The 15997-nt window shown below is 64.8% G+C and carries 13 protein-coding genes and 1 tRNA gene; 10 read left to right on the top strand and 4 right to left on the bottom strand.

Features of this window, described 5'->3' with window-relative positions; all coding sequences use genetic code 11:
* Nucleotides 1-209: 209 nt before the first annotated feature.
* Complete coding sequence (locus tag Q4543_RS17485; RefSeq protein WP_303440412.1) at nt 210-575, top strand: hypothetical protein; 366 nt, start codon at nt 210-212, stop codon at nt 573-575.
* Nucleotides 576-675: 100 nt separating this feature from the next.
* Here Q4543_RS17485 and Q4543_RS17480 read toward each other — a convergent pair.
* Nucleotides 676-752: transfer RNA gene (locus Q4543_RS17480), tRNA-His, on the bottom strand.
* Between the two features lie 329 nt (nt 753-1081).
* Here Q4543_RS17480 and Q4543_RS17475 point away from each other — a divergent pair.
* A complete protein-coding gene (locus Q4543_RS17475; protein WP_216004989.1) occupies nt 1082-1276 on the top strand; it encodes a DUF6324 family protein in 195 nt (64 codons plus the stop codon).
* Here Q4543_RS17475 and Q4543_RS17470 read toward each other — a convergent pair.
* Nucleotides 1273-1737 (bottom strand): MmcB family DNA repair protein, encoded by a 465-nt coding sequence (locus tag Q4543_RS17470; protein ID WP_216004988.1) that lies wholly within the window; start codon nt 1735-1737, stop codon nt 1273-1275. The genes Q4543_RS17475 and Q4543_RS17470 overlap by 4 nt on opposite strands.
* Nucleotides 1738-1849: 112 nt before the next feature.
* Here Q4543_RS17470 and Q4543_RS17465 point away from each other — a divergent pair, with 112 nt between their 5' ends.
* Together Q4543_RS17465 and Q4543_RS17460 are read left to right on the top strand one after the other, a co-directional pair.
* On the top strand, nt 1850-3139 hold the full coding sequence (locus tag Q4543_RS17465) for a hypothetical protein (RefSeq protein WP_303440411.1): 1290 nt from the start codon (nt 1850-1852) through the stop codon (nt 3137-3139).
* 5 nt (nt 3140-3144) lie between these two features.
* On the top strand, nt 3145-3879 hold the full coding sequence (locus tag Q4543_RS17460; protein ID WP_303440413.1) for a hypothetical protein: 735 nt from the start codon (nt 3145-3147) through the stop codon (nt 3877-3879).
* A gap of 373 nt (nt 3880-4252) precedes the next feature.
* Here the strand turns inward: Q4543_RS17460 and Q4543_RS17455 are convergent, their stop codons facing one another.
* Nucleotides 4253-4573: a hypothetical protein gene (locus tag Q4543_RS17455; protein WP_303440410.1), complete on the bottom strand. Its 321-nt coding sequence runs from the start codon at nt 4571-4573 to the stop codon at nt 4253-4255.
* 291 nt (nt 4574-4864) lie between these two features.
* On the opposite strand from Q4543_RS17455, the gene Q4543_RS17450 reads away from it, so the two are divergent.
* The 6 genes from Q4543_RS17450 to holA all read left to right on the top strand — a co-directional run bounded on the left by Q4543_RS17450 (nt 4865) and on the right by holA (nt 14718).
* On the top strand, nt 4865-6043 hold the full coding sequence (locus tag Q4543_RS17450; protein ID WP_303440409.1) for an efflux RND transporter periplasmic adaptor subunit: 1179 nt from the start codon (nt 4865-4867) through the stop codon (nt 6041-6043).
* Nucleotides 6044-6047: 4 nt separating this feature from the next.
* Complete coding sequence (locus Q4543_RS17445; RefSeq protein WP_303440408.1) at nt 6048-9143, top strand: efflux RND transporter permease subunit; 3096 nt, start codon at nt 6048-6050, stop codon at nt 9141-9143.
* Nucleotides 9144-9157: 14 nt separating this feature from the next.
* Nucleotides 9158-10540 carry an efflux transporter outer membrane subunit gene (locus Q4543_RS17440; protein WP_303440406.1) on the top strand — a complete coding sequence of 461 codons (1383 nt, stop codon included), beginning with the start codon at nt 9158-9160 and terminating at the stop codon, nt 10538-10540.
* 110 nt (nt 10541-10650) lie between these two features.
* Nucleotides 10651-13221, top strand: a complete 2571-nt coding sequence (gene leuS / locus Q4543_RS17435) for a leucine--tRNA ligase (protein ID WP_303440404.1) — start codon at nt 10651-10653, stop codon at nt 13219-13221.
* Nucleotides 13208-13693: an LPS assembly lipoprotein LptE gene (lptE, locus tag Q4543_RS17430; protein WP_303440403.1), complete on the top strand. Its 486-nt coding sequence runs from the start codon at nt 13208-13210 to the stop codon at nt 13691-13693. Before leuS ends, lptE begins: the two co-directional genes overlap by 14 nt.
* The gene (holA, locus tag Q4543_RS17425) at nt 13690-14718 is read left to right on the top strand and encodes a DNA polymerase III subunit delta (RefSeq protein WP_303440401.1); all 1029 of its coding nucleotides are present in this window, start codon (nt 13690-13692) and stop codon (nt 14716-14718) included. Before lptE ends, holA begins: the two co-directional genes overlap by 4 nt.
* Here the strand turns inward: holA and Q4543_RS17420 are convergent, their stop codons facing one another.
* Nucleotides 14719-15894, bottom strand: a complete 1176-nt coding sequence (locus tag Q4543_RS17420; RefSeq protein ID WP_303440399.1) for a hypothetical protein — start codon at nt 15892-15894, stop codon at nt 14719-14721.
* Nucleotides 15895-15997: the final 103 nt, after the last annotated feature.

Raw genomic sequence — 15997 nt, 5'->3', positions numbered from 1 at the left:
GCGCGACTGACAAGCTCGGCCCGCCGGTGAGCGCGAGGCCCGTCGTGAGCTACACCATCAGTTGGGACATCATCGATTTTCGTGCCTTTGCGCATCCCATGTGCGCGGCGTCAGGCGGATCCGGTCTGGCGTATCCACGACCTTCGGCCAATTGTCACGTCAGCTAGGTCGGGACTGATTCCCGAAGAAACCACAAAGAAGGATACTGAGTGAAACCCGCTGAAGCGTTTGAAAGTCATAGTCTGACCGAGGCCGAGATGGCCTATATCGTCGGGGTTGAAGAAGATACGTTGCGGAACTGGCGCAGGAACGGCGAGGTGCTTGAGGGAATATCGCGAGACTTCTACATCTTCAGCAACACCTATGAGGTCTATAATCAGGCGAATCCCCGCACCTATATTTCTTCCAAGAGTAGGGCATTCGAACTTCCAAGTGATGTCGTGGACCGCGCGGAGCAAGTGATCGCTGGCAGTCAAGGTGCACATGCCGCCGCAGAGATGCGGCAGGCCTACGATGCTGAAGTGACGCGGTTGCGCGATGCTGGCCAAGTCTGGTCAGCAAGAACCCAAAATTAACAGCAACAGCTAAGGGCGCGATGTTGCTCTGGCATCCCACCAAAACAAGAATCCCCTATCGCTAGGGGCTTTTTATATCAGGCAAGTCTTTGATTTATAATGGTACCGCCTACCCGGCTCGAACGGGTGACCTCTTGATCCACAATCAAGCGCTCTAACCTACTGAGCTAAGGCGGCACGATGGAGGGGGACATAACGCCCACTCAAATTGATTGCAAGTCGGAATTCCGCAGGAAAAGCGCGCGATCCCAGCATTGTTCGATCAGCGCGGTTCCCTAGCCGTGCGCGGGGCGCGTTGCGTACGGCGCAAAGCCGTTTTCGCGCGCGTCGAGCCTGCCATGTGTGCCGACCAGCCAGCGCCGGTTCGGCGGGATGCAAACGGTGATGCGCACCCGGACCATAGCTGCGCGACCTCAGGCGCGCGCTTGCAAATCAAGCGCTCCGGCGCTAGGCCTGCGCGATCTTTTTGGCCTCCTCCGGGGGGCCGCGACAGGGACATGTGTATCATGGGCATCAATACCGAACGCGACGTCGAGGCGAACCTTCAGATCGGCCCCACCGACAAGGGCATGGTGCGGCTGTTCGTGCTTGCCGGAGACCTTGAGATTCCGATGGATTTCCATCCTGAGGAAGCGGAAGAGATCGCCGAAGAGCTGCGTGCCGCCGCCGCCACCGCCCGCAAGGTCAAGACCCGGCGCTAACCGGCACCATCCAGAAGCGCCCCGGGATCGCGCAGCGCCTGAAGACGGCGCGCCGCATGGACCGCAAAGCGGCGCACCAGCGCATTGCGCCGGGCGCCGGGCAGTTTCGATTCCGGCCCCATGCGCAGGATCTCCGCATCATAGGCATCGGCGATGATCAGCCCGGTGCCATCGGGCAGCAGATCGGTGGGAAACTGCTCGTCGACGGCCCAGAAATAACGGTCGCACCAGTCAAGATAGCCCTGCCACTTGCCATCCGACAGGAAATCGGCGCGGCTGCTCTTGCATTCGATCACCCAGATCTCGCCCTTGGGCCCCAGCGCCATCACGTCGACGCGTTTGCCGCGTTCGGGCACGAATTCTTCGATTACGGCAAAGCCGTGCCCCGCCGACAGGTGGCGGCACACGCCCCGCGCAAGCAGCTGGCCGGGCATCAAAAGCGGATCAGGGGCGCTCATCATGCGCTGATGATATGAACAATACGTGAACGAAAGCAAGCCCGCCGCGGCTCACCCTTCCTTGAGCGCCGCGCGCACCTATCTGACACAGGTTGCAACCCAGGGAGTTCCCGCGATGACCGAAATCCACGGCTCCAAGGCCCGTGGCGTACGCCATGCCCGCGAACTGCAAGACCACTTGATCTGGCTCGACACGTTTTCGGGCACTGCGCTCGGGGTGCTGGCGGTGGCGTCGGGAATCTATACCTATCTCGGGGTCTCGTCGCTGCTCGATGACAACGGCGCCATGTCCGTGTTCGCTGCGGTTGCCTATTCGGTCGCGGTCTCGGTGGGGATCTTCGTGTTCTGGTCCTACCTGATGCGGCTGTTTCCGGCGGTGAAGACCGCCCGCGCGCGCACCGGGCTGCTGGCGGCGATGGGGGCAGGGTGCCTTGCCATCGTCGCGATGTCGTCATGGCTCAACGCTGCGGCGCTGGCTGGCTCGGCGGCGGTGGAACAGCATCTTGCCAAGACGGTGCAGGATTATCAGGCTTCGCTCGAGCGCACGCATGAAATCGCCCTGTCGGCGCAATCGCTGGAACGCGATGTCGCCCGCGTGCGCCAGAGCTTCGAGGATCTGTCCGAACAAGAGGCCGCCGGCACGCTGTCGGGCCTTGCCGGGCGCGGCGCGGTGTTCCGGGTGCTGCGCCAGAAATCCGCCGAACTGACGGGGCTGGAAACCCAGATCGCCGGGCAGACGCCGCTGGTGCAGCAAGCCTTTGAACAGGGCAACGCCATCCTGTCGCGGATGCGCGCGCTGACGGTCGAACCCGGTCCGGTCGAGGCCCGCTCGGTGGAATTCTCCGAAGCCGCGGTGCAGTTGCAGGGGCTGCTCGCGCAGCTGCGCCAGCTGTCGGTGGCGCCGCTGGTGGAACGGGCAGCGCAGGATCTGTCGGCCTCGGTGGTGTTGCCCGATCTCGACGGCAGCACCGAAGAGATTCGCGGCAATCAGACCGCCACGATCGATTCCGTGCTTGCCGCGCTGGCCAGCCGCGCCGCAACGCTCGAACAGGCCGCGCGTGCGGTCACGGCGATGGCCCCCGCGAGCGAGGTCACCTACACGCCGGTCTCTTCCGCCGACGCGGTGATCCTCTATGCACGCAACTTCGTGCCGTCCTGGGCGGGGGCAATCGCCATCGACCTGCTGCCCGCGGTGCTGGTGTTCATCGTCGCCGTCACGCAAGGGGTGATACGCGAGAACCGCGAGGGCAGCGGCATCGAAGACAGCATGAGCCTTGCCGAACTGCGCGCTGCCCTGGCCGCACTGCGCGATGTCGAAGCCGACCTCGCCAAGCTGCCCCCCACGCCAGACCCCGCCGCAGGAAACGAGCCTGAGATCCCGCGCCTGCAAGGTCGGGCAAGCTGATGGCGATGGGCGTGGGCCGCGTCCTCAGCGGCATCCTCGGGGTCCAGATTGTGCTGGGCGCGCTTCTGGTGGTCGGAGACGTGCAGGACGGGCTGCGCATGCCCTCCTTCGGCCCCTCTGCTCCGCGTCTCAGCGAGCCGGTGCGGCCCGGCGATCAGCGCCGCCTGTACAATCCAGACTACCAGCGCCCGCCGCTCGACCCTGCCCGCAATCCCGGCGACTTGCCCAAGCGGCTGATCCTGACGCAGGACAGCGGCACCACATGGCGACTAGAAGGCACCATTGCAGGCGGCGACGCAGAGCGCATCATCGACCAGCTGACCGCCGCCGATCCCGCCATCGCCACCCTGATCCTGCAAAGTCCGGGCGGCTCTGTTCAGGACGCTCTGCAGATCGGACGCCACCTGCGCGATGCGGGCATCGGCACGGCGATGCTTCGCGGCGAGATCTGCTATTCCGCCTGTCCCTACCTCTTCGCGGGCGGCGCCGAGCGCCGCATCGAAGATGGCGCCTCGCTTGGCGTGCACCAGCATTACTTCGGCGAAAGCACGATCCTGCCCGCCTTCGTCGCCGTCGAGAGCATCCAGCGCGGACAAGGCGAAGTGATGACCTATCTCAATGACATGGGGATTGATCCGATGGTCATGCAACACGCCCTGACCACCCCGTCAGACGAGATCTACGTGCTGCTTCCCGAAGAACTCGACCGTTACGGTTTCGAAACTGCCGCAGACAGTTGATGCCCTGCGCCGCGCCCGCCCTTCATCTTGCCAGATAAACTCCGGGGGGTGAGGCCGCAGGCCGAGGGGGGCTGGCCCCCCTGAAACGCCACCCCTCCGCAGCAATTTCAACGAAAGATGACAACAAGGGATTGCCGGAACCGGTCCGCGCCCCTACATGGCGGTCAGGCGGGTTTCTGCGCTCCTCGTGCACGGTTGCATTCCGGTGGCCTTAAGCAATTCCGAGGGAGCTGGCTCTGTCCGGGCCCTGGCCCGTTTACCTGGCGCCCACCTGTACATACAGGTCCTCGGGAATGAGATAACCCCACGGTTGCCGCGGTTCCCGCCACTTCGCCTGACGCTGAAAAGAAAAACCGCCCCGCGGGGCGCTCGATCAAAGCGGGCGGCCGCGCGCCGACGGCGCTTTGATCCGCACTGTCGCGGGTTCCATCGTCGCGACCCGCATCCGTTTGCCGCCAGAGGGCGCCGCGCCGTCATCGCCCATCCGCATGATCGAGATCGCGAACTGCACCCCGGCAAACACCAGCCCGTTGAACAGCCACAGCAGGAACACCGCAAGCAACCCCGCCTTGCTGCTGGTCACGAGGTGATACAGGTTCGCCACGTTCAGCCACAGCAGTAGCCCGACGAACACGGCCGACAGGGCAAAGCCGGCGACAACCTGAATGATATAAAGACGGATGAGCTTGGGCATCACGCAATACTCCCTTGGCATATTTTTCATGCTACGGTGTATGTCGCTACCTTGATGCCGTACCGCTGCAAGCCGGATGCACCATCACGAGGGCGACTTTATCACGATAATGTAATATGATGGCGAGTGAAATCGGCCCATTCGTCGCAGTTTTGCACCACCCGCGCAGCGTCATGAAAATATTCCTCTTTGCGCGGCGGAAGCTGGGGTTTGCTGCGTTCACATAAGAATTGACTCCAATTTGGAAGTTCAGTTTCAACCCCGCGCCGGATCATTGTCTCGAGAGGTTCCATGCAGTTCTTTCTTCGCACCATCCCCCGCGCTGCTGTTTGCGCGCTTGCTCTGTCCCTTGTCGCGCCTGCCGCGGCGCAGCAGGGGCCGGGCGCGTCGGGCCCGGGAGGCGGTGCAACCGCTGTCGGCATTGTCACGCTGCAAAAGCAGAACGTGCCCTTCACCACCACCGTGCCGGGCCGCGCCGTTGCTTACCAGCAGGTCGACATCCGCCCGCGGGTCGGCGGCATGATCTCGGAAATCGTCTATCAGTCCGGCCGCCCGGTCAAAGCGGGCGACGTGCTGTTCCGCATCGAAGACGATACCTATCAGGCCGATGTTGACGCCGCGCAGGCGTCGGTCGATCTGTCGCAGGCCTCGGTCGAAGATGCCCAGCAGACCGTCGATCGCTACACCCGTCTGCTTGGCACCGGCATCACTCAGGAAGAACTCGGCACTGCGCAGGTCGCGCTGAAACAGGCGCAGGCGGATCTCAGCTCGGCGAAAGCCGCGCTTGCGGTGGCGCAGCTTGACCTAGAGCGTACCCAGATCACCAGCCCGATCGATGGCTTTCCCTCGGTGCCGGATGTGTCGGTTGGCACGCTGGTGACCGCGGCGCAGACCGACGCGCTGACCACGGTGACCCAATCCAACCCGATCTATGTCGATGTGGCCGAAAGCAGCCGCCGCATCGGCGAGATCCGCAACCAGATCGAGGCCGGCCAGCTTCAGCGCGGCGAAAGGCTTCAGGCGGCGCTGGTGCTGGAAACCGGCGAGACCTATGCGGGCGAGGGTGAGATGATCTCGCCCGGTGCCACGGTCTCGACCACCACCGGAACCCGCGAGATGCGCCTGAAATTCGCCAATGAAGAACATCGCATCGTGCCCGGCCAGTTCCTGCGCGTCGACATGACGCTTGGCAGCATGGAGGCGGTGCTGGTGCCGCAGGGCGCCACCTCGCGGTCGGCCACAGGCGCGCTGACCGCCTTTGTTGCCATGGATGGCAAGGCCGAGCAGCGGACCCTGACCGAAGAGGGCAGTTATCAGAACAGCTGGGTGGTGACCGATGGGGTCGTCGCGGGCGAGTCGCTGATCGTGGACGGGCTGAAGACCCTCCAGAATGGCGCGACCATCACCACCACGCCGGTGAGCATCGACGAAAACGGCGTGGTCAGCGATACCGCCACCAACGGGAACTGATCTGATGGGCCTCTTTTTCATCCGCCGCCCGATCTTTGCCTATGTTCTGGCGATCATGACCGTTCTGGCGGGCATCTACGGCTATTTCAGCCTGCCCGTGTCGCAATATCCCGATATCGCGCCGACCACGGTGCGCATCTCGGCCAGCTATTCCGGCGCCACCGCCTCGGCGGTCGAAAACTCGGTGACCCGCGTTATCGAAGACAACATGACCGGGCTCGAGGGCATGCTCTACATGACCGCCCAGAGCTCGCAGGGCTCGTCGTCGCTGTCGCTGGTCTTTGATGATGGCATCGACCCGTCGCAGGCGCAGAATGACGTGCAGTCCAAGGTCAGTCAGGTCGAAAGCCAGCTTCCCAGCGCGGTACAAAGCGCCGGGGTGACGGTCACCCGGTCCAGCTCGTCGATCCTGATGGTCGGCGCGCTGGTGTCGACCGACGGCAAGTACAGCTCTCTCGAACTGGCCGACATATTTGAAGAAACGCTCGAGGGGCCGATCCAGCGCACCGACGGCGTTGGCAGCATCAACCAGTTCGGCTCGGGCTATGCGATGCGGGTCTGGCTCGATCCGATCTCGCTGGCGCGCTACCAGCTGACCGCGACCGATGTGGTCACCGCCGTCACCAACCAGAACACCACCGTGTCGGTCGGCTCGCTCGGCGATCAACCCACGACGCAGGGCCAGCAATTCACCGCGACGATGACGGCGCAAAGCCAGCTGACCACGGTCGGAGAGTTCGAGAACATCCTGCTCAAGACCGACGAAGACGGCGGCGCGGTGCGCCTGTCGGATGTGGCCACGGTCGAGATCGGTCAAGAGGATTACGGCGGCGATTCGCGCTTCAGCGGGCTGAATGCGGCCGGCTTCGGGGTGAACCTTGAAACCGGAGCCAACGCGGTCGACACCGCCGCCGCGGTGCGCGAAACGCTTGCCAGACTGGAAAACTCGCTGCCCGAGGGGGTCGAGTTCCGCACCGCCTACGACACCTCGCCCTTTGTCGAGCTGTCGATCGAGCAGGTCTACGACACGCTGATCGAAGCGGTGATTCTGGTCACCGCCGTGCTGATCATCTTTTTGCAAAGCTGGCGGGCGACGCTGATCCCGCTGGTCGCGGTTCCGGTGGTGCTTGCGGGCACCTTCGCGACGCTGATGATCACCGGCTATTCGATCAACACGCTGACCATGTTCGCCATGGTGCTGGCCATCGGCCTGCTGGTCGATGACGCCATCGTGGTGGTCGAAAACATCGAACGCATCATGCAAGAGGACAAGCTGTCGGCCCTTGAGGCCACCAAGCGCAGCATGGGCGAGATCACCTCGGCGCTGTTAGGCATCAACGTGGTGCTGGCGGCGGTGTTTCTGCCGATGGCGTTTTTCGGCGGATCGACAGGGGTGATCTATCGGCAATTCTCGATCACCATGGTGTCGGCGATGGCGCTGTCGCTGATCTTTGCCATCGTGCTGTCACCGCCGATGGCCGCCCGGCTGCTCAAACCGTCGCACGGGCCGACACGCTTTGCGCCCGCGCGCTGGTTCAACGCCGGCATGGAACGCTTTGTCGATGGCTACACGGCGGGCGTGAAGGCCAGCCTGAAAGCCCCGGCCATGATGCTGCTGGTGCTGGCGCTGGTGCTGGGCGGCGCATGGGCGGTCTATTCGCGGCTGAACAGCTCGTTCATTCCGACCGAGGATCAGGGCGTGCTGATGACCGTGGTCCAGCTGACCGAAGGCTCGACCAGCCAGCAGACGCTGGAAACCGTCAAGCAGATCGAAGACTACCTGCTGACCGAGGAAACCGGCGCGGTGGAATCGACCTTTGCCGCCTTGGGTTTTGGCTTTGCCGGAACCGGTCAGAACAACGCCATGGTCTTCGTCAAGCTGAAGGATTTCGAAAAGCGTCAGGGCGATGACACCTTGTCGGCTGCGGCTTTGGCGGGGCGGGCGAATGCACGCTTTGCCGGGCATCGGGCGGGGCAGGTGATGTTCCGCCAGCCGCCCGCCATTCAGGGACTGGGCAACACCGGCGGCTTCACGATGTATCTTGTCGATCAGGCCGGCAACGGCACCGATGCGCTGATCGAGGCCGCCAAGGATCTGGTTGCCGCGGCGCAGGCCGACGGGCGGGTGGTCAACGCCTCGGCGCGCGGCACCGACAGTGAAAGCGCGCTGCGCGTCGCCATCGATCAGGAAAAGGCCGAAAGCTTCGGCGTGTCCCTGTCGGCTGTGAACAGCATGCTCTCGACCATCTTCGGCGGCACCGAGGTCAACGATTTCGTGCTGGGCTCGTCGCTGCGGCCGGTCATCGTGATGGGGGATGCGAAGTACCGGATGCAGCCCGAGGACGTGATGAAATGGTACGCCACGAACTCGGTTGGCGAGATGGTGCCGTTCTCGGCCTTCATGACCACCAGCTGGGAGCCGGTGTCGCCCAGCCTGCAACGCTACGGTGGCAGCTCGGCGATCGAGATTTCTGGCTCGCCGGCGACCGGGCTCAGCTCTGGCGAGGCGATGGAGGCCATGGAAGAGCTGGTTTCGAGCCTTGATGGCGGCTACGGTGCGGCCTGGACCGGCATCAGCTATCAGGAACGCCAGTCCGGCACGCAGGCGCCGGTGCTGTACGCGATTTCGGCGCTTGTCATCTTTCTGGCGCTCGCAGCCCTTTATGAAAGCTGGACGATTCCGTTCTCGGTGATGCTGGCGGTGCCGGTCGGGGTGCTCGGTGCGCTTACGGCAGCGTGGCTTTTTGGTCAGTCTAACGATGTTTATTTCAAGGTCGGCATGCTTACGACGATCGGACTTGCAGCGAGGAATGCTATCCTTATCGTAGAATTCGCCGAAACCCTGCGGGCGCAGGGTCGAAGCGTTATCGATGCGGCCGCAGAAGCCGCGCGACTGAGGCTACGTCCGATCCTGATGACCGCGCTGTCCTTCATCCTCGGCGTTTTGCCGCTTGCCACTGCGACAGGGGCAGGGGCCGCCGCCCAGAATGCCATCGGTACCGGGGTAATCGGGGGCATGGTGGCGTCAACATTCATCGGCATCTTCATGGTGCCAGCGCTTTACGCGCTCATCATGCGACTGGTCGTGAGGACCAAGTAGAGAGACTCGAGCACATGACATTCCGCAATTTCGCCTTTGTCCCGCTGATGGTCGGCCTGACCGCCTGCACCGTCGGCCCGGACTACAAGGCCCCCTCGGCCGTGCTGGCCACCAGCTTTGCCGAAAGCGGCGCCGTCCCCATCGGCGATGCCTCGGCGCAATACTGGTGGCGCAGCTACAATGACAGAATCCTGAACGATCTGATCGAACAGGGGCTTTCGCAGAACCTCGACATCAAATCCGCCATTTCGGCCGTAAAGGAAGCGCAGGCCGCCGCCCGCGTTACCGGCGCGCCCGAGCTGATCTCGGGCAACGTGTCGGGCAGCCGCACCATCTCGGGCAATGAAAACACCGACAGCAACAGCGTCACCGACACCGGCAGCTTCAGCCCGGCGGTGATCCTTGATCTATTCGGGGGCGTGCGCCGTCACCGCGAGGCGGCGTTGCTGGACCTTGAATCGGCGCAGCTGGATGTCGGGACGGCGCGGCTGGCCTACCTGTCGTCGGTTGTGTCAAATTACATCGATCTGCGCTATTACCAGAACGCGCTGGCGATCACCCGGCAGACCATCCAGACCCGCCGCGATACGCTCGGGCTGGTCCAGAGCCAGCGCGAAGCGGGCGCCGCCACCGCGCTGGATGAAGCACAGGCACAGGCGGCGCTGGATGAAAGCCTCGCCAGCCTGCCTGGGCTCGAAAGCGGTTTCTACGCGGCATCTTACGCGATTGCGACGCTGCTGGCCGTCCCGGTGCAAAACATCGAAGACAGGCTGGAACGCGGTGCCGCGCAACCCAGTGTCAGAGCCGGATCAAACGTTGGGGTGCCGGCGGACCTGCTGCGCAACCGCCCCGACGTGCGCGCGGCGGAACGCAGCTACGCCTCCTCGGTGGCGGATATCGGCGTGGCCGAGGCGGATCTCTACCCGTCCTTGCAGCTGAGCGGCACGATCTCGCGATCGAATGCGGTGACCGGCTGGTCCTATGGGCCATCGGTCTCGATCCCGGTGCTGAACCGGCCGACGCTGCTGGGCGCGCGCGATGCCGCCATTGCCGCCGCCGAAAGCGCCGAGATCGACTGGCGCGCCACGGTTCTGGATGCGGTCGAGGATGTCCAGACGGCGCAGACCGACTACCTGCGCAATCTCCGCGCCGTGGCCGCCTATCAGCGCAGCGTCAACAGCTATGAGCGCGTGGTGTCGCTGTCGCGCGAAACCTACAACGGCGGCACGACCACGCTGCTTGACCTGCTCGATGTGCAGCGCTCTCTGGCCAGCGCGCGCCTGACGCTGGCGTCCAACCAGCGCGATCTTGCGGCAAGCTGGGCCACGTTGCAAGTTGCGGCGGGCAAGGGCTGGGCACTGGGCACAGCCGCACCCGCGCCGTCCAGCGACAGCTGATCGGGCCTTGGGCGGGGCGATTGCGTCCCGCCCTGCCAGCCGGGGCTTTACGCCCGTGCGCGCAGACCCTATCACCCGTGGCAAACCCGTCCGCCTATAGGGATAAGAGAATGTCGCGTTACGACCCCGCCGAAATCGAGCCGAAATGGCAGGCCGCCTGGGATGAGGCCCTGACCTTCAAGGCGTCCGACGACACGTCGAAGCCGAAATATTACGTGCTGTCGATGTTTCCCTACCCGTCCGGGCGCATCCATATCGGCCATGTGCGCAACTACACGCTGTCGGACGTGATTGCGCGCTACAAGCTGGCGGGCGGGCACAACGTGCTGCACCCGATGGGGTTCGACGCCTTCGGCATGCCGGCTGAAAACGCCGCGATGGCCAATGGTGGCCACCCCAAGGACTGGACCTACGGCAACATCGACGACATGGTTGCCCAGATGAAGCCGATGGGCTGGTCCTTTGACTGGTCGCGCAAGTTCGCCACCTGTGACGAGGATTATTACGGCCAGCAGCAGGCGCTGTTCCTCGACATGCTCGAGGCCGGGCTGATCTACCGCAAGAACGCCATGGTCAACTGGGACCCGGTCGACATGACCGTGCTGGCCAATGAGCAGGTCGAGAACGGGCGTGGCTGGCGCTCGGGTGCTCTGGTGGAACGCAAAGAGCTGACGCAGTGGTTCTTCCGCATCTCCGATTTCTCGGACGAGCTGCTCGAAGGGCTGGACACGCTGGATGACTGGCCCGCCAAGGTCAAGCTGATGCAGGCCAACTGGATCGGCCGCTCGCGCGGGCTGCAATTCGCGTTTTCGACCGTCAATGCGCCCGAAGGCCATGACCGGATCGAGGTTTACACCACCCGTCCCGACACCCTGCTGGGCGCGAGCTTTGTCGGCATCTCGCCCGATCATCCGCTGGCCAAGGTGCTGGAGCGTGACAACCCCGACGTTGCCGCCTTTACCGCCGAATGCCGCAAGGGTGGCACCACCGAAGAAGCGATCGAGACCGCCGAAAAGCTGGGATTTGATACCGGCATCACCGTGCGCCACCCCTTCGATACGGCGGTCGAGTTGCCGGTCTATATCGCCAATTTCATCCTGATGGATTACGGCACCGGCGCGGTCTTCGGCTGCCCCGGCCATGACGCCCGCGACCATGAATTCGCGACCAAATACGGCCTGCCCATCGTCGAGACCTTCGAGCCCGTCGAGGGCGGCATCGACATCAAGGCCGAGCCCTTTGTGCCGCAGAAAACGGAAAAGGTCCGCTACACCCGGCTGATCGCGGGCGAAGAGATCCAGACCAGCGAAGAGGCGGTCGAGGCCGCCGTGGCCTTCTGCGAGGCCAATGGCGTCGGGCAGGGGGTCACCAAGTACCGCCTGCGCGACTGGGGCCTGTCGCGCCAGCGCTACTGGGGCTGCCCGATCCCGGTGGTGCATTGCGAGACCTGCGGCACGGTGCCCGAAAAGAAAGAAAACCTGCCTATCGCGCTGCCTTACGACAATGGCGGTGAGGCGATCGATTTCGCGATCCCCGGCAACCCGCTTGACCGGCACCCGACATGGCGCGATTGCGCCTGCCCGTCCTGCGGCGGGGCGGCAAAGCGTGAAACCGACACGATGGACACCTTCGTCGACAGCTCGTGGTATTTCGCCCGCTTCACCGCGCCGCGCGCGAAAACGCCCACCGACATGGACAAGGCGGGCTACTGGATGACCGTCGACCAATATGTCGGTGGCATCGAACATGCGATTTTGCATCTGCTCTATTCGCGCTTCTTCACCCGCGCGATGATCCAGACCGGCCATCTGCCCGAGTCCTGCGCCGAGCCGTTCAAGGCGCTGTTCACCCAAGGCATGGTGACCCACGCCATCTACCAGACCACCAGCGACGCGGGCCGCCCGGTCTATCACTACCCCGAAGCGGTCACCATGAAGGACGGCAAGGGCTTTCTGGCAGACGGCACCGAGGTCGAGATCATCCCCTCGGCCAAAATGTCGAAATCCAAGAACAACGTGGTCGATCCGGTCGCCATCATCGAGCAATACGGTGCTGACACCGCGCGCTGGTTCGTGCTCTCCGACAGCCCGCCCGAGCGGGATGTGGAATGGACAGCCTCGGGTGCCGAGGCCGCCAACCGCCACCTTGGCCGCGTCTTCCGCGCCTGCGCCGAGATCGCCGAAGCCGAGGTGCCGCCCACCGGCGAAGACGAGGCGCTCGCCCGCGAGATGCACAAGGCGATCCGCGATGTGACGCTGGCCGTCGAAAGCTTTGGCTTCAACGCGGCCATCGCGCGGCTTTACGCCTTTACCAACGCGCTGACCAAGTCGCGTGCCGGAAGCGAGACCAAGCGCGCGGCAGCCAAGGCGCTGGCGCAGCTGATGTCGCCGATGACGCCGCATCTGTCGGAAGAAATCTGGTCGCTGCTGGGCGGCGAGGGGCTGATCGCCAACGCGCCGTGGCCTGTGGCCGATGAGGCCATGCTGGTCGAGGACAGCGTGACCCTGCCGATTCAGGTCAACGGCAAACGCCGGGGCGAGCTGACCGTGCCGGTCGACATGGCCAAGGACGAGATCGAAAAACTGGTGCTGGCCCATGCCGCCGTCGAGCGCGCGCTGAACGGGGCCGCGCCGAAAAAGCTGATCGTTGTGCCGGGGCGGATCGTCAATGTGGTCGCCTGATCGCCGGTGGGTCCTGCTGGGGCTGGGGGCGCTGGCCGCTTGCGGCTTCACCCCGGTCTACGGGCCGCAGGGCGGCGGCAGCAAGCTGCTCGGCAGCATCGCGCTGCCCGATCCGGAGGATAGTGACGACTACGCCTTCAACCTGCGCTTCGAGGAACGCATGGGCCGCGCTTCCGGCCCCTATGCGCTGGTGCGCGACATCACGGTGAATTCCACCGGGCTTGGCAGCCTCGCGGACGGGACCACCACGCGCTATCAGCTGACCGGGCGCGCAACCTACGCGCTGATGCCGGCTGGCGGCAGCGAGGTGCTGATCTCGGGGCGGACCGACGCGTTTACCGGCTATTCGGTCACCGGCTCCAGCGCCTCGCGGCAGGCGTCGCAAAGCGATGCGCGCCAGCGCTTAATGATCCTGCTGGCGGATCAGGTCATCGATCGGCTGCTGCTTGACGCGGACGAGCTGGCGCAATGAAACTGACGGGGCGGGACGCGCAGGCTTTCTTTCGCAAGCCCGACCCGACCCGCGCGGGCGTGCTGCTGTTCGGCGATGACACCATGCGCGTCGCGCACCGCCGCCAGCAGGTCATCGCCGCGCTGATCGGCCCCGAGGGCGAGGCCGAGATGCGCCACACCCGCATTCCCGCCGCCGATCTGCGCCGCGATCCGGCGCTGCTGCTGGATGCGATCAAGGCGCAGGGGTTTTTCCCCGGCCCGCGCGTTGCCTTTGTCGAAGACGCTGGCGACGGGCTGGCCGACACGCTGAAACCCGCGCTTGAGGATTGGCGCGAGGGCGATGCGCAGGTCATCGTCACCGCCGGTCAGCTCAGCGGCAAATCCAAGCTGCGCAAGCTGTTCGAGGGGCATCGCAACGCGCTGTCCATCGGCATCTATTCCGAACCCCCGGGCCGCGAAGAGATCGAGGCGGCGCTGCGCAAGGCCGGGCTTGAACAGATCGACCGCGCCGCGTGGGATGCGCTTGAATCGCTGGCGCGGGCGCTCGAACCGGGCGATTTCCGTCAGGTTTTGGAAAAGGTCTCGCTTTACAAGCTGGACGATCCCGCGCCGCTGACCCCGGATGAGGTGATGGCCTGCGCGCCGGCCTCCATCGAAGCAGAGCTGGATGACATCCTGCATGTGGTCGCCGAAGGCCGTTCGGCCGAGATCGGCCCGCTGATGCAGCGGCTGGAGGCGCAGGGGATGAACCCGGTGACCTTGCTGATCATGGCGATGCGGCATTTCCGGGTGCTGTATACGCTGGCCTCGGCGCGGGGCGGGCCCTCGGCGGCGGTGCAGAGCCTGCGCCCGCCGCTGTTCGGGCCACGGCGCGAGCGGATGCTGCGGCAGGCGCAGGGCTGGTCGGCCGATGGGCTGGAACGAGCGCTGGGGATGCTGATGGACACCGACCTGTCGCTGCGCTCGGCCGGGCAGCGCGCCCCGGCCATGGCGCTGGTCGAGCGCGGCTTTGTGCGGCTGGCATGGCTGGCCAACCGGCGCTGACTATTCGATTGGCACCCCGAACAGCGTGATCGCCGCGCCGAGCAGCGCCAGCGCGCCAAACAGCGCCGCCCTTGCACCGCGCGCCCCGCGCCATGCGATCAGGCATTGCAGCGCGTAATAGGCGGCAAAGGCCCGCGAGGCATAGGCGATGATCTGGAACACATCCGCGCCCCATGTCAGCATCAGCCCGAACCCGACCAGCGCCGCATAGCAGACCCGCAGCGGCACCCGCCGCCGGGTCAGCTCCTCGACCAGCCCGCCTGCGCCGCCGGTGTCGGCCACCGCCGCGCTGAACTGCGCCGCCAATGCGGCCGCCGTCAGCAGCAGCGGCAGGATTGGCGACACCTGCGCCATCATCCCGATGATCGCTGTCTCGTCCAACGCCCCGTCTGGCGTATCGAAGGCATAGGCCAGCATCGCCACATAGACCATGTAGATCGCCGCCGAGACGATCTGCGCCAGTTTCATCGACCGGATGCGGGTAGCCGCGTCGTATTCATCGCCAAGATAGCGCGAGGTTTCAAAGCCCTGCACCGTGACGATCAGGCCGAAACCGATGGCGAGTCCGGTCCAGCCGGTCTCGCTTGGCGCATCGATCCGCAGGCGGCCCTGCGACGCCAGCCCGGCGACATACCATGCCAGCCCCGCCAGCAACCCGGCGATGATGGCCAGCTTCAGCCCGACGCTGACCTGCTCCAGCCGTTCGAGCGCCGCAAACCCCTTGCGCCAGCCGATGACAAGGATTGCCAGCAGCACCGCGCTGGTCAGCACCCGCGCATGCACTGTGTCGTTCCACGGCGTCAGATGGGTGCCAAAGGCGCCCAGAAGGTTGAGGTAATAGGCGACAGAAATGAAATAGGCGACGGCCAGTGCCCATGAGGCCAGTGTCTCGACCCGCTCTTCGAAGGCGCTGCGCGCGCCCGCCGCGCGGCGGGCGATGTTGGCCCGTATCGCCGCGCCAAAGCTCCAGGCCACAAGACACAGCGCCGCCATGGCCAGCGGGGCAAAGCCCCCGTAGGCAGCGTTCAGCACCGGCCCGAGCACGAGGAACCCGCTGCCGATGATCGACGCCAGTGGGGTGATCGTGGCGCGCCACAGCGTGGCTTTTGCCAACCGGGGCCAAGCGAGGAACGCACCCGCGCTCAGGGTGATCGCAAGGATGAGGATCGTCTGCATGACGCGAGGTTTAGGCGCTTTGAGCGCGCCGGAAAAGCGCGGGTTGCGCTCTGCGCCTGCGACACATACGCTCGCGCCGGGACAGGCAGGACATCCACGCAAG

The sequence above is a fragment of the Salipiger sp. 1_MG-2023 genome (assembly GCF_030547555.1).
Lineage (GTDB): Bacteria > Pseudomonadota > Alphaproteobacteria > Rhodobacterales > Rhodobacteraceae > Salipiger.
This window is presented reverse-complemented; position numbering and strand designations above follow the sequence as displayed.